Source organism: Treponema putidum (genome assembly GCF_000755145.1).
GTDB classification, from domain to species: Bacteria; Spirochaetota; Spirochaetia; order Treponematales; family Treponemataceae; genus Treponema_B; species Treponema_B putidum.
Map to the genome: position 1 here is coordinate 367,985 of NZ_CP009228.1, position 22,311 is coordinate 390,295.

The 22,311-nt window shown below is 41.7% G+C and carries 17 protein-coding genes and 1 pseudogene; 11 read left to right on the forward strand and 7 right to left on the reverse strand.

The window, feature by feature from the left end:
* Positions 1-5: 5 nt before the first annotated feature.
* The 3 genes from JO40_RS01610 to JO40_RS01620 all read right to left on the reverse strand — a co-directional run bounded on the left by JO40_RS01610 (position 6) and on the right by JO40_RS01620 (position 3,984).
* Complete coding sequence (locus JO40_RS01610) at positions 6-2,060, reverse strand: NHL repeat-containing protein (RefSeq protein WP_044977593.1); 2,055 nt, start codon at positions 2,058-2,060, stop codon at positions 6-8.
* Between the two features lie 2 nt (positions 2,061-2,062).
* Positions 2,063-2,743, reverse strand: coding sequence for a tetratricopeptide repeat protein (locus JO40_RS01615; RefSeq protein ID WP_044977594.1), 681 nt, complete (start codon positions 2,741-2,743; stop codon positions 2,063-2,065).
* 86 nt (positions 2,744-2,829) lie between these two features.
* Positions 2,830-3,984 (reverse strand): galactokinase, encoded by a 1,155-nt coding sequence (locus tag JO40_RS01620; protein WP_044977595.1) that lies wholly within the window; start codon positions 3,982-3,984, stop codon positions 2,830-2,832.
* A 62-nt stretch (positions 3,985-4,046) separates the two neighbouring features.
* Between JO40_RS01620 and lnt the strand changes: the two genes are divergently transcribed.
* On the forward strand, positions 4,047-5,630 hold the full coding sequence (gene lnt, locus JO40_RS01625) for an apolipoprotein N-acyltransferase (RefSeq protein WP_044977596.1): 1,584 nt from the start codon (positions 4,047-4,049) through the stop codon (positions 5,628-5,630).
* A gap of 50 nt (positions 5,631-5,680) precedes the next feature.
* Here the strand turns inward: lnt and JO40_RS01630 are convergent, their stop codons facing one another.
* Positions 5,681-7,162, reverse strand: coding sequence for a Do family serine endopeptidase (locus tag JO40_RS01630; RefSeq protein ID WP_044977597.1), 1,482 nt, complete (start codon positions 7,160-7,162; stop codon positions 5,681-5,683).
* Positions 7,163-7,286: 124 nt separating this feature from the next.
* Here JO40_RS01630 and JO40_RS01635 point away from each other — a divergent pair, with 124 nt between their 5' ends.
* The 5 genes and pseudogenes from JO40_RS01635 (at position 7,287) to JO40_RS01655 (ending at position 9,903) form a co-directional block, all read left to right on the forward strand.
* The gene (locus tag JO40_RS01635; RefSeq protein ID WP_044977598.1) at positions 7,287-7,538 is read left to right on the forward strand and encodes an EscU/YscU/HrcU family type III secretion system export apparatus switch protein; all 252 of its coding nucleotides are present in this window, start codon (positions 7,287-7,289) and stop codon (positions 7,536-7,538) included.
* Between the two features lie 30 nt (positions 7,539-7,568).
* The gene (locus JO40_RS01640; RefSeq protein ID WP_044977599.1) at positions 7,569-8,834 is read left to right on the forward strand and encodes a cyclic di-GMP phosphodiesterase; all 1,266 of its coding nucleotides are present in this window, start codon (positions 7,569-7,571) and stop codon (positions 8,832-8,834) included.
* Positions 8,834-9,225: pseudogene (locus JO40_RS01645) on the forward strand (YraN family protein). Before JO40_RS01640 ends, JO40_RS01645 begins: the two are co-directional and overlap by 1 nt.
* Positions 9,218-9,433, forward strand: a complete 216-nt coding sequence (locus JO40_RS01650; protein WP_044977600.1) for a hypothetical protein — start codon at positions 9,218-9,220, stop codon at positions 9,431-9,433. The pseudogene JO40_RS01645 and the gene JO40_RS01650 overlap by 8 nt, the downstream one beginning before the upstream one ends.
* Positions 9,430-9,903: a hypothetical protein gene (locus JO40_RS01655; RefSeq protein ID WP_049992328.1), complete on the forward strand. Its 474-nt coding sequence runs from the start codon at positions 9,430-9,432 to the stop codon at positions 9,901-9,903. The genes JO40_RS01650 and JO40_RS01655 overlap by 4 nt, the downstream gene beginning before the upstream one ends.
* Positions 9,904-10,000: 97 nt before the next feature.
* On the opposite strand, the gene serS is transcribed toward JO40_RS01655, so the two are convergent.
* Positions 10,001-11,269 (reverse strand): serine--tRNA ligase, encoded by a 1,269-nt coding sequence (serS, locus tag JO40_RS01660; RefSeq protein ID WP_044977601.1) that lies wholly within the window; start codon positions 11,267-11,269, stop codon positions 10,001-10,003.
* 106 nt (positions 11,270-11,375) lie between these two features.
* Here serS and JO40_RS01665 point away from each other — a divergent pair, with 106 nt between their 5' ends.
* From JO40_RS01665 to JO40_RS01675, 3 genes are read left to right on the forward strand one after another with little or no spacing between them, the layout of a single operon-like run.
* A complete protein-coding gene (locus JO40_RS01665; RefSeq protein WP_049992329.1) occupies positions 11,376-13,031 on the forward strand; it encodes a TerB N-terminal domain-containing protein in 1,656 nt (551 codons plus the stop codon).
* Complete coding sequence (locus JO40_RS01670) at positions 13,028-14,359, forward strand: ATP-binding protein (protein WP_044977602.1); 1,332 nt, start codon at positions 13,028-13,030, stop codon at positions 14,357-14,359. The genes JO40_RS01665 and JO40_RS01670 overlap by 4 nt, the downstream gene beginning before the upstream one ends.
* A gap of 13 nt (positions 14,360-14,372) precedes the next feature.
* On the forward strand, positions 14,373-16,616 hold the full coding sequence (locus tag JO40_RS01675) for a DEAD/DEAH box helicase (RefSeq protein ID WP_044977603.1): 2,244 nt from the start codon (positions 14,373-14,375) through the stop codon (positions 16,614-16,616).
* Here the strand turns inward: JO40_RS01675 and JO40_RS12995 are convergent.
* Both JO40_RS12995 and JO40_RS01685 read right to left on the reverse strand, forming a co-directional pair.
* Complete coding sequence (locus JO40_RS12995; protein WP_044977604.1) at positions 16,603-16,821, reverse strand: helix-turn-helix domain-containing protein; 219 nt, start codon at positions 16,819-16,821, stop codon at positions 16,603-16,605. The genes JO40_RS01675 and JO40_RS12995 overlap by 14 nt on opposite strands.
* Before the next feature lie 493 nt (positions 16,822-17,314).
* Complete coding sequence (locus tag JO40_RS01685; RefSeq protein WP_044977605.1) at positions 17,315-17,509, reverse strand: hypothetical protein; 195 nt, start codon at positions 17,507-17,509, stop codon at positions 17,315-17,317.
* Between the two features lie 268 nt (positions 17,510-17,777).
* On the opposite strand from JO40_RS01685, the gene JO40_RS01690 reads away from it, so the two are divergent.
* Both JO40_RS01690 and JO40_RS01695 read left to right on the forward strand, forming a co-directional pair.
* Complete coding sequence (locus JO40_RS01690) at positions 17,778-19,379, forward strand: CTP synthase (protein WP_044977606.1); 1,602 nt, start codon at positions 17,778-17,780, stop codon at positions 19,377-19,379.
* A gap of 77 nt (positions 19,380-19,456) precedes the next feature.
* The gene (locus JO40_RS01695) at positions 19,457-22,261 is read left to right on the forward strand and encodes an ankyrin repeat domain-containing protein (protein WP_044977607.1); all 2,805 of its coding nucleotides are present in this window, start codon (positions 19,457-19,459) and stop codon (positions 22,259-22,261) included.
* Positions 22,262-22,311 lie beyond the last annotated feature (50 nt).

Below are 22,311 nucleotides of genomic sequence, written 5' to 3' on the forward strand. Positions count from 1 at the left end.
TATTTCTACTCCAGCGGAGCAAAGTATCCTATTTCATCACGGCCCGATCTTTTTAAAAGCTGAACTTCAACTTCGACGGGTAAGAAGGCTCTGCCGAAGTCGGTAGGCATCGTAGAAGTATATTTCAGCTGATACATTCCTAAAGGCTTTTCGATAATATCATCGATAATAGGTTTCAATCCTTTTTCGGCATATATGTATGAGGTCTTACCGCCTGTCTTTTTTGCAAGATAGCTCATTTCAGAAGCCGGAGCTCCCTTTTTTAAACTAATGGGGTAAAAACTTATATTGTTATTCTTCATATATGCGGCAAGATCATTTAAATTATATTGCTTAAAATTATCAGAATTAGGATCGCTGAAATTCAAAAAAAGGACGGCTCTTTTTTGTTCCGCATTTATCAGCTCCCCTGCGGCAAGACGTAGAGCAAGATCGAATTTCCAGTCGGCTGAAGCCGGAGCTTTTATACGGTTAGGCATGGTTATCAAATCGGCAGGCGAAAATTTCCCTTCCAATACCGGAACCGATGAAGCGGAAATAAGATTTATTTTTCCTTTACCCTGCATTGCTTCTGCAATTTCTTTTAAGGCAGCCTCTATTAAGGCCTTTTCTTTTATAGAATCGGGAGACCTTTCAACAATGACGGCTATGTCGCAAGTTTTGTTAAGGTAGGAAGAACCGGTAAGGGCATAATCAACAACAGGCCTGTTTTCTTCCGTGATTATAAAGTTATCCTGTGTCAAACCTACAATCTGTTTTCCGTCCCGGTTTTGAACGCTTACTTCAACTAAAACTTCAGGAAATTTATCGGAATAAACTTTTTTTATCAATACAAAAAGCCCGCCTGCAAGTTCATTTATTCTTGAAGTTATTTCTACCGTTTGATTTTTATGATCTATCAAAAGAAGGCTCCCGTTTACATCAGGAACGGCTGCCGTAATTTTAGCCGGTGCATTTCCTAAGCTGGTCAACTCGGTTACGGTCGAAAAAGCAATATCGATGAGGTAAGCCTTGTTACCGGCAGAGGCAACCAGATTGCCGTTCCACTCCCTAAGGGACTCTATTTGTTTTAAAGTGCCTTCAGGCAGAAGGGCTTGAATAAAGTTGCCCGCCGTATCAAAGGTATAAACCGCACCCTTTACCGCATCGGCTGCATAAACAATCCCGTCAACAACCGCTATGCCTGAAGGAGCCGTAAAACCTCCAAAGAGGCCGCTTTTGTTTCCAAAGGTAAAAAGAGGCTCTCCGGCAGAAGAAAAAACTACAATTCTTGCATTTCCAAAATCACAAACATAGATATTACCGTATCCGTCTTCAGCTAAAAATTGCGGGCCTATGAGCTCTCCGTTTCCGCGGCCTCTTTTTCCGAAAGATTTTATAAAAGAGCCGTTTTTATCTAAAAGAGAAAGCCTATCCGAAGCAAATTCCGAGACCAAGAGGTTCCCGTCCGATAAGGCTATAACATCAAACGGCCTATCAAAGCCTTGAATAGGACCTCTCGTTCTATCCAGAATGATACCGTTTACATTAAAGTGCAAAAGCTCGTTTGAGCCGTAAGCCGTCATCCAAAAAGATCCGTCCGAAATAGCTGCTATTGAAAGCGGCTGGCGGAAAAGCTCTACTTTGCCGTTATGAGAGGTAAAGGAAGAGTTTTCCACATATGTTATGTTATCTGAAGAATAAGGAGTCAGGCTCCTCGATTCTTTTAAAATTTCCATTTTATTTTTTAAAAGCATTCCGCCGTAACCTGCCGCTTCTGCAAATTCCCATTGGCTTAGGGCTGCACCTTCAATACCCGAACTATAATAGGCCTTTCCAAGCCAATCTAAAATTAAAGATTCTCCGGGCAAATAAGAAAGGGCTTTTTCAAATAAAAGGACGGCCTCATTAAAGGTTCCCCGATAATAAGCTTGGACGCCTCGTCTAAATTCTTCAGCTGCGACCCTCTTATCTGAAGATGACGGATTATCGGTAAAATTTTTATCCTGTGAAAAAAGAGGTACAGAAAATAAAATTAAAATTATAAATGCAATTTTATAAAACTTTATACCTAACCTCATGTTTAGGCCTCCCGTGCATCAGAAGTTATCATTTCAAAGTGATGGAGTATAATTTTATTATCGGGTAATTTTTCTTTTGCTCTAATAATATAGGATTTAGCTTCCGAAGACAGATTCATCTTGTGATAAATCAAAGCCATCGAATCCAAATAGGCCGGATTTTCGGGCTGTTTTTCTACAGCTTTTTTGCAGAGGAGCAAGGAGCGTGTCAGGTCTCTATCCGTTTCGGCTAAGATATAGGCCAACCCGTTTAGGGCGGTGCTGTTTTCGGGAGCGGTCTTTAAGGCTTTTTCATAGTAGTCTATAGCTTTTTCGGTTTCCTGATGCTCATAATAAACATAGGCTAAAGAAGAAAAAACTTGTACGGATTCATAACCTGCTTCAATAAGTTTTGAAAGTTCAAATTCTGCAAGTCTTGTTCTGCCTGTATTTGCATAAATAAAAGCTAAAATCAATCTGCATTGATAGACCTTTGCAATATCCTTACTTGCAGTTACTACCTGCTCAAGGTATTCGAGAGCTTGCTCATATTCCGCCAAGCGGGAATATATCAAACCTATATAGTAGTTTATTTCGATTTTTATAAGATCATTTTCCGTACTTACACTTAAAAAGAAAACCAAGGCTTCCTGATAGTCTTTTCTATTATATAGGTTTACACCTTCTTTTAACTCGGAATACATAGCCCCTCCCCTTTTAAAGATTATACAGAAAAAAAACTTTTTACACAATAGCAAAAAAAGCTCACTTCATCAATCTTAAAGCCCTATCAAAAAATTCTTGCACAGCCTGCCGGTTTTGCCCTGTATATCAAAGGCTTAAACCCAAAAATTCTTTCGTAGTCTCCGATTTTTTCTACATAGGCTTTTGCATCTTGATCTCTAAGAATTGTATAAGTACATCCCCCGAAACCTTTTCCGGTCATTCTGGCACAAACCAAATTAGATGCTGAAGGTTCCGTAAATTCCAAAGAACGCTTAACCAGCCAATCCAACTCAGGACAAGAAATTTCAAAACGGTCCCTAAGGCCGTCATGGGAGCGGTTTAATATACGTGAAAGCATTGTGTTGTCTCTACGTTTTAAGGCATCCACAGCTTCATCAACACTTAAAGATTCTCTGATAATATAGGTAACTCTTCTGCGGACAGATTCGGGTATTTCTATCTCTTCAAGCATCTTTTCGGTCAAATACATCATATTTTTAGGCATATCCGGCTGCTTTTTTACCAGCTCGTAGGCTTCCACACATTCGTCCAAACGCGCCGCCAACTCTTCACGGGCAATTATGCGGGGTACTCGGGAATCGGTCAAGATAATGGAATGGTCTTCTATTGGGAACGGATAAATATCGGCTGTTCTTTTTCGATGGTCGGTACGCACACAATGATTTGATTTTGCAAAAAGGGCGCACAAAATATCGGCTCTGTGGGCATAGGTGTTTAAATGCTGGACATTCGCATATTCAAGAATATCTACCAGATCGCCTTTTGTGAGCTTTGGAGCAAATAATTTGCGTAATATAAGAGCCGTCGCAGTTTTAAGAGCATTAGGAGTTCCCAGCCCTGCATCGGCGGGTATTTCAGATAGAATGGTAAAATTTAAGCCGGAAACATGATATCCTAAGTCATTAAAGGCAGAAATAACGGCCTTAACCGAATTAGCCCATCGATCTTCCTTTTTATACCTGAGACCGGAATAGGATATTTTTTTCCTCTCATTAAGCGAAATTGAAAATAGCCTAAAGTTATTATCGCTGCGCCTTGATGCACAAACATACAAATAATGGTTAATGCTCATAGAAAGAGTATTCCCTTGAGCAAACCATGTATGCTCTCCGAGAAGATGAAATCGGCCCGGGGCGGCAGCACATACTTCAGGTTCATCGCCATATTCATCAATATGAAATGTAACTATTTTTTGCATAATTATATAATACTCGTTATATTGAAATTTTTCAATAAAAATGGTTAAATAGATATATAAATATGCATTTTTTTTTATGTTTTTTGAGTATTTTTATATCCTCAGTCTTATTTTCTTTCGGAATTCCTAACGAATTTCTAAATTTAGTGTCATCTCTTGCAGGTTTCTTAAGTTTAGCCTTATTGTACTGTACATTTATCAACTGCGGTTCACATAAAAGAGCAGCTTTGCTGTATGGTTTTTTTGTTTCTTCAGTACATTTAATTTCCAGCTTTTGGCTGGCTTTTTTTGAAGATTTTGCAATATTTACGCTTGGAGCCAGCACTCTTGCATACTTTTTTATAGCGATGCCCTTCGGCTTTTTGCTTTATCATAGTCTTCAAAAAGACAAAAATTTAAGACCCTTTTATTTTGCTTCTATTTGGATGCTTTGGGAATTCGCTAAATCAACAGGATTTCTTGCCTATCCTTGGGGTACGGCCCCGATGATATGCTTTAATTTAAAGACCTTTATTCAATTCGTAGATATAACAGGTGTTTGGGGGCTTTCCTTTGTTGTGCCCCTAGTTGCAGCCTGCTTAGGAGAAATTTTACAAGTCTATACGGTTTCAATAAACTCAAAAGTTTTTTTTAAAAATTTAAGCTCAATTAAAAAGCCGGTTATTTTTACAAGTTTTTTGGTTTTACTTATAAATATTTACGGAATAAAAATGCTGTCGGTTGAAATGCAGCCTGCAACTTTTTTAAACACTGTAATAGTCCAGCAAAATGCCGACCCATGGGATAATTCTCAATTTGAAGAAAACATAAAACTCTCTCAAGCTTTAAGCCGAAAGGCAATACTTTCTTCAAACAAAAAACCGGATATCATAGTATGGAGCGAATCTTCAATGCCTGTCCCTTATAAGGATAATGAGGATTTTTACGGATTTATTCCTTATAATGACCCATTTACCCGTTTTTTAGCCGATACGGATACCCCAATCATAATAGGCTCTCCATATATAAATGCGAACAAGCAATATAACTCAGCCTATCTTTTATCCCCTGAAGGAAAAATTTTAGATGTTTATTCAAAAATGCAGCTGGTTCCTTTTGCCGAATACATGCCCTTTAAAGATAATCCGATTGTTGCCCGTTTTTTTGATAAACTTGTAGGGTTTTCATCAGGATGGGATCCGGGGACAGAATGTAAAGTATTTAGCATTAAAAATTCGGAAGGTAAAACGGTAAGATTTGCTGCACCTATATGTTTTGAAGATGCTTTTCCTAAAGTATGCCGCAATTTACACAATGCAGGAAGCGATTTGCTTATAAACATAACAAACGACTCTTGGTCTAAAACAAAAAGTGCCGAATATCAGCACTTTGTAGTAGCCCATTTTAGAGCCATAGAGCTTAGAACAACATTGGTGCGTTCGACAAACTCAGGCTATTCTGCCGTTGTAGATCCCAAAGGAAAAATTATTGCGGATATTCCTCTTTTTGAAGCCGAATCTCTTTATGCGGAAGTTCCTATTTATAAACACACAAAAACATTTTATGCGGCTTATAAAGATTGGCTTCCCATTATGATATTTTTAATATTGATTTACGATATCTCATCGGAATATTTAAAAAGGAGGGCTAAAACAGCACAGTTTTAAGTATGCCGCCTTAGCCCAAAAGAAGGAGGTAAAATTATTTAAAGATCTGTTTATCTTTTAATCTTAGGGCTAACCAAGTTATGACCCTCTCTTATAAAGTCAAACCAGACCTCATTGCCTGATTGTGAAAGTTCGTCATAAAAGCTTAAGACATCTTTTACATCTTTTCCGTTTACTTTTACTATAATATCGCCGGGCTGCAAACTTATAACTGCTGCAGGGCTCTTAGACTGCATATTGGTCACAACAACACCGTTTTGACCTTTTTTTAACTCAAGCTGTTTTATAATTTCTTCAGTTAAAGGAGACGGAACAAAGCCGGGCCATAGTTTAGATGAATCTGCTACATTTTTTTCATCTCTTTCTTCAATTTTTACCGTAACGGAAATATTTTTTCCTTTTCGTAAAATCTTAAATGAAGCAGTCTCACCGGGTTTTAAATCGGCTACAACACGCAGTATATCGTCGACACTCTTAACCTTTGTCGAATTTACCTCGGTAATATAATCGCCGGGTTTTATGCCGCCCTTATCGGCAGGAGAACCTAAAAATACCTGTCCTGCAAAGGCACCTTCAATATCCTTTAAGTTTAAATTTTCTCTAAATTTATCGTTTATTTCAAGTAACTGAACACCCAGCCAGCCATATTTAACTTCTCCCGAAGTAATAAAATCATCGATAGCTTTTTTAAGGTTGTTTATCGGAATCGAAAAGGCAAGACCTTGAGATCCGCCGCTTGATGAAACAATCCAGTTGTTTATGCCTATAACCTCGCCATAGATATTTACTAAGGGACCGCCCGAATTACCTTGATTTATAGCTGCATCCGTTTGAATAAAATCATTTATATTATTCCTATTTGGTCCGCCCGAACGGCCTACCGCACTTACAATACCGCTTGTAACCGTAGATACATAGCCCATAGGAGCTCCGATTGCGTATGTAAGATCTCCTACCTGTACGGTGTTTGAGTCTCCTAAAACGGCAACCCTCAAATCCTTGTCATAATCAAAAGAAACAAGGGCAACATCCTTTCTCTGATCAGAGCCGACCAATTTACCTTGAACTTTATCACCGTTATAAAGTATGACGGAAATTGTCTTTGCATTGCCTGTAACATGCTGATTTGTTAAAGCATAATAGGTTTTTCCCGTCTTTCTTACAATAACGCCTGAGCCCATTCCTTCCGCTTCATATTCTCTTTCTCCCTGCCCGTCTTTTTGATCCTGAGGGCGGTTAAAGAAAAACCAAGGGAAACCGTCTATATTGTTCTGAACCTTTCTTGTTTCTACAACATCAAGGGTAACTACCGAGGGTAAAATCATTGAAGTAAGTTCTCGATTTGCCTTTTGTAAAGATTCAAGAGCTGAAATAGACTCCTTACTTAGCTCCGTTTTTAACCCCTGATCGGCATACACCGTTGCTGCATTTTCAGGATTACTTGAACAACGGGCTGAAAGAAGAACAACCGAAACAAGCATAATCGATAAAATTCCGGCCATTGTTGAAATCGGATTTTTTAATTTACGCATATATCTAACCTCACTACATAATTATAATACTAAAACAAGAGCTTTTAAGTCAAGTTACATAAAAAAAGGGGGAAAAATTTGTTTTATTACCTTGTTTTTTTTATATTTGTGATAAAATGGAGACATGCATAAAGGAAAACTTGATTGTGCTGTAGCTCTTTCCTATGTTTTAGAATCAAAAGCACCTATAATTACGGCAGCAGGAAGGGGACTTACAGCAAAAAAAATAAAAGAAGCGGCAGAACGTAATGGAATAAAAATAGTGGAAAATGAAAACTTGGCAAATATTCTTGTCCATCAAGAAATAGGAGCCTGTATACCCGAATACACTTATAAAGCTGTAGCCGCTATTTTTGCCTTTTTGCTAAAAAAATAATTGTATTGATGTTAAACAAGGAGTTTTAAAATGTTAAAAAAAATTAAAACGGCTGACCTTAAGATCGGGGAACGTTTTTCGGCTCCCGTATTCTTTGACGACGGACGCAACATGCTTCTTCTTAGAGGTACACCTTTAAGCGACGATGAGTTAAACACCTTAAAAAGATGGAAAATTCAGTATGTCGTTACAGCCGGAGATCCCGTACCCGAGGGCGAGACCTTAGATGATGAAATAGCGGAACTTGATGAAATAGAAGAGGTTGAAGCTGTTGAAGATGCTGAGGAAATAGAAGAAGATAAGGAAGAATATCCCATCAACGGTACTAAAATTAAAAGATCCGAAATTGAAGAAATTTCTGCCGACTGTATTTTAAAACTTACAAAAGATTCCCGATCCATGCAACTCTATACGGAATATTTGGAAATTATAAAAAAAATTGAAAAAATATTTGAAAATTTTAAAGCACGGCAACCCGTAGATAATATGCCTGTAAGCTATCATGCAAAAGAGTTGATAGAATTAGTAAGAAAAAATCCGCCTCTTTGTGTAGGCTTTATATTGGGAACGGAACTTGAAGAAGACAGCCTTGCCCGATCTTCCGTAAATACGGCCATCTTGACCATCATTTTAAGTGAGGCCCTGGATCTCCCAAAAAACAGAATAAACGAAATCACTATAGCCGCTTTGCTGCACGATATAGGAATGATGAAAATACCGCAAAAGATATTAAACAAAACCGATACCTTAACTGATGTTGAAAAACAAGCAGTTGCTGCTCATACGGCCTATGGATACAGAACAGCTATGAGCGAGCTTATGTACACACGAGAAATTGCTTTGAGCATTATGCAGCATCATGAAAGATGGGACGGCAAGGGGTATCCTAACGGCCTTTCAGGAAAGGAAATAGATATAGGTGCAAGAATCATAACAGTTGCAGACGCTTTTGTTGCGATGATAACACCTAAACCATACAGAGATTTAATGCTGGGTTATCAAGCCATGAAAAATCTTCTGGCCGATAATGCCCGAATTTTTGATCCCGAAATAATAAAAGTTATGATAAGAAGCATAGGCATATACCCCATAGGCTCCATCGTTTTAATGAATGATGCCTCACTTGCCCGAGTAGTAAAAAGCTCGCCTGAAGCACCCATACGTCCCTTTGTTAGGGTCTTAATCGATGCAACAGGAGAAGTTTTAAATGAAGATTCCGAGCCGCTCGATCTAAAGAAAAATAAAAACCTTTTTATAGTTCGGGCGATTGATCCGAGGGCTTACAGAAATAAATAATGGATTCTCTCGGCATAAAAGGAGAAAACCGCATATCCGAATGGCTTACAAGTAAAGGCTACCTCATTTTAGAACGCAACTGGCGAACCCGCACGGGAGAAATAGATATAATTGCTTTGGATAAAAACAGTTCACCTTTTTCCGAAGAAATATTGGTTTTTATAGAAGTAAAAACCTTATTAAAAACGGAATTATCCGATCTGGATCTTATTATCAATAAAAAAAACAAGAACGTATTATAAAAACAGCTAAACATTTTCTTGCAAACAATCGAAAATATAATAAGATGTATATAAGATTTGATGTGGTCGTATTAAGATCAAACCCTTTTTTGGAACAACCGCTTGAGATACTGCATTTAAAAGATGCCTTTGGAGATTGCTATGACTAGTGTGAATTTATTCCCACATAAAAAAAATACCTCTACCCATAATGCCGCATTAACGGATGAGGAAATTCATGCAATGGAATTAAAACTTGAAGACCCCGAGTACATAAATGCCGCTATTTATAGACTGGCTTCAATTATAACGGAAAGAATTTTGAACGGCGGACTCGATTACGAAAGTATGGATTGCAAAAAGAGGATAAGAGTATGAGTAAAAGAAGGTTTAAACCTATGAAAAGTCAAAGGACGGAAAAACAGGGCGATGACGCCCCTCAAAAAAGCCCTATTGACGGACAAATAAAAAAAACCAAGATTTTTCACAATCAAAACAGAGAGTCGGCTTTTAAAAATAGAGAGCCGGCTTTAAAAAAGATAGAATATCCCGAATACAAATGCTCAAAATGCGGGGAAATTATACAGGATTTAAGTTCGGCAATTGCCGATAAAGAAAGCGGCCTGCCTGCACACTTTGACTGTGTTATAGAATTTTTAAAAAAAGCGGAAGAAATAAAAGAAGGGGAAGAAATTATATACATAGGAAACGGAAACTTTGCCGTGGTCTATTTTGAAAATCCTAAAATTCGTAAAAACTTTAAAATCATAAAACTAATTGAATGGGAAGATAAAAATAGGCTCTACCAATGGAAAAAAGATATTTCGGAGCTTACATCAAAAACATAAAAAAAGCCGGACTATGTTCCGGCTTTTTTATATACCAAGGATAATTATTTAAAAAAATTATCGGCCCTTTATTTTAAGCGGCGGTACTTGCATCGTTTTAGCCGATTCTATCAAAACCGCAATAGGGAACAAGTACTTCAGGTATCTTAATGGAACCGTCAGCTTGCTGATAGTTTTCCAAAACGGCTATCATAGCCCTGGACATAGCAAGAGCTGTTCCGTTTAGGGTATGAAGGAATTTATTTTTACCGTCATCATCCTTGTAGCGTATATTTAAACGGCGGGATTGATAATCGGTACAGTTTGAAGTAGAGGTAACCTCGCCCCATTCTCCTCCGTTTCTTCCGGGCATCCATGCTTCCAAATCCCACTTTCGATAGGCAGGGGCACCCAGATCTCCGGTACAAGTATCAACGACCCTAAAGGGAATTCCCAAGCCGTTAAATATTTCTTCTTCAATTAAGCGGAGCTCTTCATGGATAGCATCCGATTCTTCCGGCGTACAATACACAAACATTTCAAGTTTTGAAAACTGATGTACGCGGTAAAGCCCCTTTGAAAACTGTCCGGCGGCTCCCGCTTCACGCCTAAAGCAATGGGAAAGGCCGCAGTATTTTAAGGGCAAGCTCTCTTTTTTGATAATCTCATCCGAGTGATAGCCGCCCAGAGTAATCTCGGCAGTTGCAACCAAACAAGATCCCTCGCCTTCAAGAGAATATACGTTAGATTCTTCTCCTCGCGGATTAAAGCCGATACCGTATAAAATTTCTTCTTTTGCAACATCCGGCGTGATAAAGGGTTTAAACCCGTGTTTCCGCAATATGTTAAGACCGTACATCGTCAGAGCCTGCTCTAAAAATACGGCTTCGTTTTTTAAAAAATAGAATTTAACGCCTGAAACTTTCGTACCCGCTTCAAAGTCGATTATATCCAAATCTTGGCCTAACTGAACATGATCTTTAGGTTCAAAGTCAAACTTAGGAATGCTGCCTGACCGCTTAACTTCCAAATTGTCGGAATCTTCCTTGCCGACGGGGGCTTCGGGATGAGCCATATTCGGAATTTTACTTACAGCCTCATGCAGAGCTTTTTCGGCTTCAGCAAGATCGGCTTCTACTTGAGCAATTTTTTCTTTTATAGCTTTTCCTTGATCGACCAGTTTTTGTCTTTCTTCGGAACTTAATTTTTGCTTCATTGACTGAGAATTATCGTTTCGTTCTTTTTGCAGATTTTGTAAAGACGTAACAAGAGCAGTACGCTTATCATATAGTTCCACTGCCTTATCGGCATCCGCATTCATATGCCGGTTTTTAATATTTTGTTTTACGGCTTCAAGATTTTCTTTAATAAATTTATAGTCCAACATAATAAAATTGTACTTGTTATTTCGATTTCTGTCAAGGTACCGCATTTTATGTCGATTTTAATACCTTGACACATTTTTATATACCGGTATAATTTTAAGACCATCATTGAAAAAGAAAGACCGAAAAATGCGATTACGGGATCTGACGATATACGCAAAAGAAAAACATCACATTGCCGAGCAAAGCGGATTTACGATTGTGCTCGCAAGCGATTTGCCGGCGGCACAGGCGGAATATCACGCATCGGCGATTCCGTTTTCAAAGCCGGCGTCTTCTTTGCAGCCCGCTCAAATCCCTGAAAAAATTCGCAAAATGATAAAGCTCTACCGGTACGGAGACGGTTCGTTCCGCCAAAAATGCCGGAATTTCTACGTGCAGGCAAAATTCATGGAGGATTACGAAGACGATGCTCCGTGGAACGGCGAATTTCATCGATATTTTACCGTCTATCACGATTTGAGCGTAAAGCAGCTCCGCGGCTATTTTACGTGGAGGACGAAGGTTCGAAAAGGCGTCTATGAACCGATCGCCGCATCGCTTGCGTACCTGTATCTTTACGAACTTTTAAACGGCATCGGCACATCTTCGCTTGAAGACGCTCTTTGCAAAATGGAAGCGTTTGAAAACGGCTTTATCGATTCCGGCATCGGAGACGGCGGCATGCGCAAAAATCTGCGCCGCTGGATGCACGAACTTGCCGTTACCGGAGGCGCCGCTCCCGAAACGGCCGTCCGATATGCGAATGCGGAAACATTAAAACGGGATGTCGCACTTTTGGTTCTCCGCAAGCCGGCACAGTATAGCGATGACGGACTGTTCGGCGCGCTATGCGTATTCGGCGGGGCGAAGATACAAAACGGAGCGGTTTTTAAAAAGTCCGAAGCCGGCGCAAAACGCTTATTCGCCGCGGTATGGCGTTATGCCGCATCACAGTATAAAAAAGACGGAAAAGATTTTTTTACCGCGTGCTTCGGCAGGCAAAGAGAATTCAGCTGGCATCCGCTCGAAAACGCAGTCTATTGGAATCCTAAGCCGGTGATAAACGCCGATTATGTGCTTAACGAATGTCATCGGTATATCTGCCGCGGCGGAAAGTGGAAAGAGCGCTGTTATCACAGCCTTTACTATGACAAGGCGCTTTTCGAAGGCTTACTGCGCGAAGCCGAGCGAAGGCTCCGTATCTATTTGAATGCGGGCCGCCCCTTAAAAGAAAGACCGGAAGACGCGTGGGCCGCCGCTCTCATCGAAGACGTGATTGCTGCCGAAAAGCGATTGCAAGCGGAAGCCTTGAAGCCTAAGGTTACAATCCGCTTCGGCGACCTTGACAGGATCCGAAAAGATGCGCTCCAAACCCGTGAAAGCCTTTTAACCGAAGAAGAAAAAGCGGACGAAAAAACGGATAAAAACAATCGGGAAAATCAAGCGCACGCAGAAAAAGCGGCGCGTGAAAACAGCGCATGCAAAAATCGCACGTCCGACGAACCGGCATTCCGAGACGAAGCCGCTTCCGGCGGCGAAATTCCCGCCATGCCGATCACTGCGGAACAGGCGGACATCCTGATGCTGCTTTTGCGCGGAGAATCCGTAAAGAGCGTTTTAAAAGCTCGGAACGAAATGGCTGAAATTTTTGCCGATTCTTTAAACGAAACCCTGTTCGATACAATCGGCGACATCGCCGTGGAATGCGACAACGGCGACCTTACGCTTGTGGAAGACTACCGCGAAGACATAGGCCGCATACTCGGAGGAAACATACAATGAACGAAGAAAACAGAAAAGTGCCGAAGAGAATCGCTCAAGCCGTGCTGAATTCTCTGAAAGGCGGCGTCGTTCCCCGCATCGGTCTTCCGTACATCACCGTCGGGCGGAAAAACGAAATTGAAGCGCTCCTTCACGACGTGGATATTATTTCGGAAGGAGGCGCGTCCTTCCGCTTTATCGTGGGACGATACGGTTCGGGCAAAAGCTTTCTTTTGCAGACAATCCGCAACCACATCATGGAGCGGGGCTTTGTCGTCGCCGACGCCGATCTTTCGCCCGAACGGAGGCTGCAGGGAACGCAGGGGCAAGGACTTGCCACCTACCGCGAACTCATCGGCAACCTGTCCACAAAGACAAAGCCCGAAGGCGGCGCGCTCACTTTAGTGCTCGACCGCTGGATAAGCAGCGTGCAGAGTGAAGCCGTAAACGAAAGCGGCGCCGTACCGGGCGATCCCGCGCTCACGGCGTCGGTGGACAAAAAAATCTACGCGGTTACTTCCTCCGTCAGCGAACTGGTGCACGGCTTCGAGTTCGCAAAGCTCCTTTCGGCGTACTATCATGCCTACGTGAACGGAGACGATGCGCTGAAGGCGAAGGTTGTGCGCTGGTTCCGCGGCGAATACAATTTGAAGCGCGAAGCAAAAGAAGAGCTGGGCGTCAACATTATCATCTCCGATGATGATTGGTACGATTATCTCAAACTCTTCGCAGCCTTTTTCCGTTTGGCCGGTTACACCGGCATGATGATCATCATCGACGAACTCGTAAACATATACAAAATTCCCAATTCAATCACAAGGCAGTACAATTATGAAAAGCTGCTGACCATGTATAACGATACCCTGCAGGGTAAGGCGAAATATGTGGGCATCCTCATGGGCGCCACACCGCAGGCAGTCGAGGATAAGCGGCGCGGTGTATACAGCTATGAAGCGCTGCGCTCGCGCCTTGCGGAAGGAAAATTTTCAAAACCCGGAGCGCGTGATTTATTGGCGCCGGTCATCCGCTTGGAGCCGCTTACCGCCGAAGAAATGCTCATCCTGTGCGAAAAGCTCGCCGCCATGCATGCCGATCTGTACGGATACGAAAGGAATGTTACGACGGACGATCTGGCCGTTTTTATCCGCATCGAATACGAGCGCATCGGTGCGGATTTGAATATAACTCCGCGCGAAGTGATTCGGGATTTTATCGAACTGTTGAATCTTTTGTATCAAAATCCGTCCATGACCATAGAACAATTGCTGAATTCCGATGAATTTTCCTACGCCAAAACCGAAGCGGTATCGGACAAAGCGGACGGCACTTTTGTAGAATTCAGCGTGTAAGGAAAAGACCGCTATGGATGTTTTCAGCCGATACGCACCGTTTATACAGGACTATATCTACCGTTCGGGATGGCAAATGCTGCGCGCCGTGCAAAATGCCGCAGGGGACGCTCTTTTTAATATGGATGACAACGTTCTTTTGACCGCGTCAACCGCATCGGGAAAAACGGAAGCGGCATTTTTTCCGATTTTGAGCCTGCTTGCAGAAAATCCGTCTTCGTCCGTCGGCGTCTTGTATATCGCTCCGCTCAAAGCGCTCATCAACGACCAGTTCGGACGATTGGGCGAATTGTGCGAAGAAGCCGGAATACCCGTTACGCGCTGGCACGGAGATGTGCCGCAGTCTCAAAAGCGGAAACTCCTGCGAAAACCGGCGGGCATATTGCAGATAACGCCGGAATCTTTGGAATCCTTGATGATCAACAAGCACATGGAAATCCCTTCGCTTTTCGGCGATCTGCGCTTTATCGTCATCGACGAAATACACTCGCTTCTCCGCTCCGATCGCGGCTTGCAGACTTTTTGCCTTATCGAGCGGCTGTGCAAAACCGCATCGTGTAACCCCAGACGCATCGGGCTTTCCGCGACCATCGGAAATCCCGAACAAGCCGGAAAATTTCTTTCGGCGGGCAGCAGCAAAAAGACGGTCATTCCCCGTTTTGACGGCGGAAAGGAAGTGTGGCGACTTTCTATGGAGCATTTTTTCAATACCGCTCCGCAAGCCGACGAGGGCAGAGAGGCCTTTTCGGAAGCGCCGATTATAGAGCCCGCAACCGACACGGCACCGAAGGCCGCCGACCCCGGCATCGGATACATATTCGAACACACGCGCGGAAAAAAATGCCTCGTGTTTACCAATTCCCGCGAAGAATGCGAGTCCGTGTGCCAATACCTGCGCCAATACTGCGAAGCGAATCACGAAGCCGACCGCTTTCTTATCCACCACGGAAACCTTTCCGCTTCTTATCGCGAAAGCGCCGAAGAAGAAATGAAGGACGACGATTCGCTTATGAGCGTTTGCGCTACGGCAACGCTAGAGCTTGGCATCGACATCGGCAAACTTGAGCGCGCTTTTCAGATAGATGCGCCGTTTACCATTTCGGGCTTTTTGCAGCGCATGGGCCGCACCGGCCGCCGCGGCAATCCTTCCGAAATGTGGTTCGTCATGCGCGAAGATCACCCCGAAGCGAGAGCCATGCTGCCTGATATGATTCCGTGGTATCTCATTCAGGGCGTCGCACTCGTACAGCTGTATGTCGAAGAGCGCTTTGTTGAACCGCCGAGGACACAACGGCTGCCTTTCAGTCTGCTCTATCATCAAACGATGAGTACGCTCGCTTCCCGCGGAGAAATGACGCCCGCCGAACTTGCGTCCAGAGTTTTGCCGTTGTCGGCTTTTCATCGAATCACTCAAGACGATTACCGCGTGCTGCTTCGGCACTTGCTCGAAATCGATCACATAAACCGTACGGAAAACGGAGGGCTCATTGTCGGACTTGCAGGCGAGCGAATCGTCAACGATTACAAATTCTACGCGGTGTTTCAGGAAAACATCGAATACACCGTGCGCTCAGGCTCGGAGCAGCTCGGCACCATTGTAAAGCCGCCGCCTGCGGGAGACAAAATCGCCATTGCGGGCCGCGTATGGGCGGTCGACGAAGTGGACCATAAAAAACGTGAAGTATATTGCACGTTGGTTAAAGGCAATATCCCCGCGTATTTCGGCGATGTTGCCGGCGACATACACACGCACATTTTGGAGCGGATGTACGGCGTTCTTTCGGAAGACAAAGCCTATCCGTATTTGATGCGGCACGCCGTCTGCCGCCTTGCCGATGCACGGGAAACCTTTGCAAAGGCGCTCATGCAAAATCGGCCGCTTATCAATCTCGGAGGCAAAATGTGGGCACTGTTCCCGTGGCTGGGAACCTACGCCTTTCTTGCGCTCGAACGCTTTTTAAAACTGCGCTGCACAAAGCGGCTGGGATTAAAAGGCTTAAATCCGTCCCGCCCATATTATATGCAGTTTACGATGCAGGCGAGCGAAGAAGAATTTTTCAAAATTGTTGCAGAAGAAGCCGAAACGGAATTCAATCCGATAGAGCTTGTCTATCCGAAAGAAGTTCCCGTTTTTGAAAAATACGATGAATACGTTCCGGAAGAATTGGTGCGCAAGGGCTTTGCCGAAGGAGTCCTCGACATTGCGGGAATGAAAAAGCGCATACTCGGGTGGCACCTTAAAGTCATACAAAAGTAATCGGCTGCTTTTCAGCTTCGATTGGAGGATGAGTACGGTACTCCGACGGCAGTACACCGGTATAGTTTTTGAATTGAACGGAAAAACTTCCCGCATTTTTATAACCGAGCCGGTAGGCAATTTCCGCAACATAGAGATTGCTTTGCTTCAACAGCTCGCACGCACACTCCATCTTTTTTTGCGTTATGTAGCCGTGTAACGGCATCCACTACGGGTAAAAAATAGATATTAGACCTATATTAGCATCAAGTATAATCCTTTTACCGGTAAGCATATTTATAATAAATAAAGCAATCTATACTTTTAAATATACATTCTTTAGCATAGTAATTTCGTCTGTATTATGTATTATTACAATGTCATTTAATTTGATTTTTGTGCATAAAATAATGAAAAAAGTAACTGAAAAAATTAAAAAAACAGATTAGCAGTTAGTTATTCATACTTCCGTACTATCTTATTGTTATCAGATAGACTTTCAAGAATTTTCCAAATAGCCTCTTAAAAAACGCCATTCTCCCGCTTTCCCTCCCAGCCAAAATATATTGCTAACAGACAAACTTTTACCGGTTTTGCGGACAACTCATTCAAAAAGAGAAGGCTTATTTTAAGCGGCACAATTCGACAGCCTCGAAATCTGAAGATTTCTACGGTTGTCGAATTTTATTGAAAGTATAACTTTAGGTTTTAAAGATTCCCTATATCTTTTTAGAATCATTTAGATACTTTATTAACAAGTTCGGCCTGCAATTAAAAGGCTTTATCCCGTATCGGAATCTTTCGGGATGCTCTTTTGCTGCTTTTAAAAAAAGTTTTATTCTTTTTTCTATAAAAACTTTTTCAGCTATTTTGCTGTTTTTCTCCATATCCGGTTTGTCTTTACTTTTACACATACATTTACCCCACAAGTTTTTGTTTTTATACATAATTTAATATTTACGGTACTATTTAGGCAGGATATTTGTTTGTATAAATTTAAATGCACCACTTTTAATATCTTTAAGCATCGGCAAATTTAATTTTTATTTTAGGGCATCGTGTAAAAACCTTGTTAAATAGTTGTATCGGTACCCTTGCGAATAAATGAAAAATAGGTTATACTAAAGCACGGTTGGAAGCCGACAAGAGGCTCAGCCGTTTTTTTTTGGTCGGGAGAAAATTATGAAATCTAAATTTATTTTTATAACAGGCGGAGTTGTTTCATCTTTAGGGAAAGGCTTAACGGCTGCTTCAATAGGAATGCTTTTAAAAAGCCGGGGCTATTCCGTAGTCAATCAAAAATTCGATCCTTACTTAAACGTGGATCCGGGCACTATGAACCCCTACCAACACGGTGAAGTCTTTGTTACGGAAGACGGGGGCGAAACGGATCTAGATCTAGGACATTATGAAAGATTTACCGATGTTCCCTTGCATAAATTCAACAGTACCTCAGCCGGAAAAGTTTATCTTGCCATCTTGGACAGGGAAAGAGCCGGAGGCTATAACGGCGGAACCGTCCAAGTTGTTCCCCATGTTACCGACGAAATCCAATCCCGAATCATAGGAACAGCCGAACAAACGGAAGCCGACTTTGTTATTTCCGAAATAGGCGGTACTGTGGGAGATATAGAAGCCCTCCCCTTTATCGAAGCTATCCGCCAAATCAGGTACACCGTCGGAAAAGAAAACTGCATGTTCGTTCACTTAGGTCTTTTACCCTATCTAAAAGAATGCGGCGAAATCAAAACAAAGCCGATGCAGCACAGCGTAAAAGAGCTTTTGAGTTTCGGTATCCAGCCGGACATTCTAATTTGCCGAAGCGAAAAACGCCTTTCAAAACCGGTAAGAGAAAAATTAAGCCTTTTTTCCAACATCCCGCAGGATGCAATAATCGAAAATTTGACGGCAAGGTCTATCTACGAGGTTCCTTTAATGCTGGAAGAAGCGGGCCTTGGGAAGGTTTTGTGCAAACTATTCAATATCGAAAACAAAAAACCTAATCTTGAAGAATGGAAAAAAATGGTGCAAACCTACTACAAGCCCGAAAAAGAAATAACCATAGCCCTCGTCGGAAAATATGTAGAGCTCCCCGATGCCTATCTAAGCGTTGTAGAGGCCTTAACTGCGGCAGGTATTTACCATAAGACTTCAATCAAACTTATTTGGATCGATTCAAAAAAAATAGAAACCAAAGATGACGCAGCAGCCTTTTTAAAGGATGCAGACGGTATTATAGTGCCGGGAGGTTTCGGTGACCGAGGTATCAACGGAATGCTTTTAACGGCTCAATTCGCCCGCGAAAATAAAATTCCATATTTCGGAATTTGCTTAGGTATGCAGATTGCGGCTATCGAATACGCCCTAAACGCCCTGCATATTGAAGAAGCAAATTCTTCCGAATTCGATAAAAATGCAAAAAATCCGGTTATCGACCTGATGCCCGATCAAAAAGATGTAAAAATCGGCGGAACCCTCCGGCTAGGCCTTTACAGATGTATGATAACGGAAGGAACTCTTGCAGAAAAAGCCTATAAATCCCACGAAATTAAGGAAAGACACCGCCACAGATATGAGTTTAACAATATTTATAGAGAAAAATTTAATAATTCGGATATGGTCTTTTCCGGCTTTAATCCTGAACGTAACTTGGTAGAAATTGTTGAGCTAAAAAGCCATCCTTGGTTTGTGGCCGTTCAATTCCATCCGGAATTTGCTTCAAGGCCTAATAAGCCTCATCCCTTGTTTAGGGATTTTATTGAAGCTGCAGTTCAAAATAAGTAAAACATTCCTCTCTTTTAATCACCATTCTAAAGAGAATTTGATTAAAGCCGATATTAAAGCGGGGAGACTATACGCTTATGCAAAATATTATTCTTAAAACCAAAAAATTATTTAAACTCGCATTTATTTTAGTTTTAATTGCGGTAAATCTTATGTCATGTAAAACAACGCCTGCACCAAAAGAAGAAACTTTAATTGATCTTATAAAAGCAGGAAAATCGGAAGAATTACAGGAAAGACTTAACGGTTCTGCCGTAAATATGAGGGATGAGGATGGGAATACCCTTTTACATATCGCAGCTATTAAAAACGATACTGTAATTGTGCGCCTTTTAATAAATATGGACGCTGATCTGGAAGCACAAAATAACACGGGAGCAACACCTCTTCAAGCAGCTCTAAACAATTCGGCCTATGATGCCGTTAAGGTTCTAGTTGAATACAACGCAAATATATTTGCTAAAGATAATGAGGGCGAAAAGCCTTTCGATACAGCCTGTAAAAAAAATGTTTCCAATTTAATTTTGACGGCTCAAACCGTAAAGCAAAAAGATGAAAATCAAAACACAGCCCTGCATCTTGCAGTAGAAGCATTGGATAAACAACTTACGGAACAAATTTTAGCTATAGTCTCCCCCGGAACAGAATATAATGAAGAGGATTTAAGCCCCCTCGGCATAGCCTACAAATACACTGATTCCGAAACAGCCGCCGAAATCGCTTCTATGCTTTTACTTGCCGGCATACACCCGATGGGAAAAGACTTTGCCGAATTCGAAACAGCCTCCCTTGCCCGAAATTATTCAATGCGTTTCGGAGACGGTGAAACCCTGCTTCATATTTTTGCAAGAAAAGGTTATACGGGATTTTTAAACTTTTTAATTAAAAATAAAGTTCCAATCGATGTAAAAGATATTTCAAGCTCAACGGCAATGCAGGAAGCCGTTTATAGCGGAAAAGTAGAAGCTGCTATATTGCTTTTACAAGCCGGAGCCGATCCCAATAGCCGTAACTCCTCAGGAAACACAGCCCTCCATTTGGTTATGCCGGAGGCCTCACGCTCAAAACTATTTAATGAGCTTATTACTGCGGGAGCCAATCCTAATCTAAAAGATAACTATGGTGAAACACCTCTCCACATTGCAGCCCGAATCGGTATGGATGATGATATTCTCGACCAGCTCCTAAAATCCGGTGCCGACATAAATGAGAGAAATAAAAAGGGACAAACACCTCTTATTTTAGCCATAGAACGGAACCAAACACAGCAAGTAGATTTTTTAATAAATCATGGCGCCGATATTCATGCAGAGGATAAGTCAGGAGAATCAGCCTTTATCCATTCATTAAGTATGGGACTGCCGATGGTCGAACATGTTGTTACCGAAAAAAACAGTGCCGACAGAGATTCCGAAGGGTCAACCCCTCTTCATTTAGCTGTAAGTCATAGGGCAAGTTCCGATATTATTTATTATTTGGTAGAAAAAAACAGCTTGATAAATACACGTGATAAGCTGGGGAACACGCCCCTTCATATCGCAGTCGAAAAAAACTACCGTGAAGCAGGCGAAATATTGATAGCAAATAATGCCGATATATTTTATGCAAACTTAAGCGGTGAAAGTCCCTTAAAATTTGCTATGACCTTAGGGGACGGCAGAGAAGATTGGATGATAAATTCGCATACAATAGGCGCTAAGGATGGAGCAGGAAATACCCCCCTTCACCTTGCAGCCGAATGGCAGATTGTTCCAATGATGATCTATCTGCTCGATAAAGGAGCCGATATAAATTCACGGAATGCAAATAACGAAACACCTCTTTTTAGTGCAGTAAAGTCGGACAATCCATCGGTTTTAAAAACATTACTTAAAAACGGAACGAACAAAAAAGCCGACATAGATGCCAGAGATTTTATGGGGAATACGATTTTGCATGCCGCAGTAAGATGGTCAGCATATAAATCCGCAGATTTTATTTTAAGCAATGACGCTGATGAATATGCAAAACTTTTAAATGCAAAAAACTTTGCAGGAAAAACGGTTTTACATGAAGCCGCAAAACAGGGAGAAATAAGGTTTATAAATATATTTTTAAAGGCTAAGGTAGACGTAAATTCAGCGGACGAAACAGGAAAGTCTCCTTTATCTGAAGCTGTCCTTGCAAATCAAACCGAAGCTATAGAATTATTATTAAAAAACGGCGCCTCCCCCGTTCAACAGGATATGTACGGCAGGACGCCCCTTCATGAAGCTGTAGAAATTTCTGAAAAAAGCCTTATTCTTGTACGTGCCGCAGGAGGCAACCCTTTAGCCCGTGATGCCTATGGAAAAACACCCTTTATACTTGCTCTGAATAAAAATATAAAAACCGTAGATATTGTGTTGGGCAATGACAGTCTTTTAACTGACACTGACGGAGATACGCCATTACACATAGCCGTAAAAGAAAAAGTAAGACCGGACTACTTCCAAATAATTATAAAAAAAGGCTATCCTATAAATAAAAGAAACAAAAACGGAGAAACGGCTGTTTTACTTGCAGTCCAAAACAACCAAAAAGAAAGCACAAGGACTCTTTTAGCCGAAGGGGCAAATCCTTTTATCGTAAACAATAAAGGTATATCGGCAATAACGGAAATCTTTACAAATCATACCGATTTTGTTCCGATTGCGGCAGAATTCTCTTTAAAACAGACCGATACGCTTGGTGACGGTATAGTCCATTATGCAGCTAAATTTGCAGATATGCAAACGGTCAAAGATTTAATAAGCATTACCGGAATAGACATTTATGCAAAAAACACCGCAGGTGAAACGCCTTATCAGGTTGCCCTCAGATGGAATAGGCCCGAGATAGCCGAATTGCTAAAAACCGAATAAAAAAAAGCCTGCAAGCCTAAAGACTTGCGGGCTTTTTTTATAATTATAAA

Excerpts from the sequence above, each read along its gene's own strand:
- JO40_RS01610 (WP_044977593.1), bottom strand. The coding sequence starts at position 2,060 with ATGAGGTTAGGTATAAAGTTTTATAAAATTGCATTTATAATTTTAATT.
- JO40_RS01615 (WP_044977594.1), bottom strand. The coding sequence starts at position 2,743 with ATGTATTCCGAGTTAAAAGAAGGTGTAAACCTATATAATAGAAAAGAC.
- JO40_RS01620 (WP_044977595.1), bottom strand. The coding sequence starts at position 3,984 with ATGCAAAAAATAGTTACATTTCATATTGATGAATATGGCGATGAACCT.
- lnt (WP_044977596.1), top strand. The coding sequence starts at position 4,047 with ATGCATTTTTTTTTATGTTTTTTGAGTATTTTTATATCCTCAGTCTTA.
- JO40_RS01630 (WP_044977597.1), bottom strand. The coding sequence starts at position 7,162 with ATGCGTAAATTAAAAAATCCGATTTCAACAATGGCCGGAATTTTATCG.
- JO40_RS01635 (WP_044977598.1), top strand. The coding sequence starts at position 7,287 with ATGCATAAAGGAAAACTTGATTGTGCTGTAGCTCTTTCCTATGTTTTA.
- JO40_RS01640 (WP_044977599.1), top strand. The coding sequence starts at position 7,569 with ATGTTAAAAAAAATTAAAACGGCTGACCTTAAGATCGGGGAACGTTTT.
- JO40_RS01650 (WP_044977600.1), top strand. The coding sequence starts at position 9,218 with ATGACTAGTGTGAATTTATTCCCACATAAAAAAAATACCTCTACCCAT.
- JO40_RS01655 (WP_049992328.1), top strand. The coding sequence starts at position 9,430 with ATGAGTAAAAGAAGGTTTAAACCTATGAAAAGTCAAAGGACGGAAAAA.
- serS (WP_044977601.1), bottom strand. The coding sequence starts at position 11,269 with ATGTTGGACTATAAATTTATTAAAGAAAATCTTGAAGCCGTAAAACAA.
- JO40_RS01670 (WP_044977602.1), top strand. The coding sequence starts at position 13,028 with ATGAACGAAGAAAACAGAAAAGTGCCGAAGAGAATCGCTCAAGCCGTG.
- JO40_RS01675 (WP_044977603.1), top strand. The coding sequence starts at position 14,373 with ATGGATGTTTTCAGCCGATACGCACCGTTTATACAGGACTATATCTAC.
- JO40_RS12995 (WP_044977604.1), bottom strand. The coding sequence starts at position 16,821 with ATGCCGTTACACGGCTACATAACGCAAAAAAAGATGGAGTGTGCGTGC.
- JO40_RS01685 (WP_044977605.1), bottom strand. The coding sequence starts at position 17,509 with ATGTGTAAAAGTAAAGACAAACCGGATATGGAGAAAAACAGCAAAATA.
- JO40_RS01690 (WP_044977606.1), top strand. The coding sequence starts at position 17,778 with ATGAAATCTAAATTTATTTTTATAACAGGCGGAGTTGTTTCATCTTTA.
- JO40_RS01695 (WP_044977607.1), top strand. The coding sequence starts at position 19,457 with ATGCAAAATATTATTCTTAAAACCAAAAAATTATTTAAACTCGCATTT.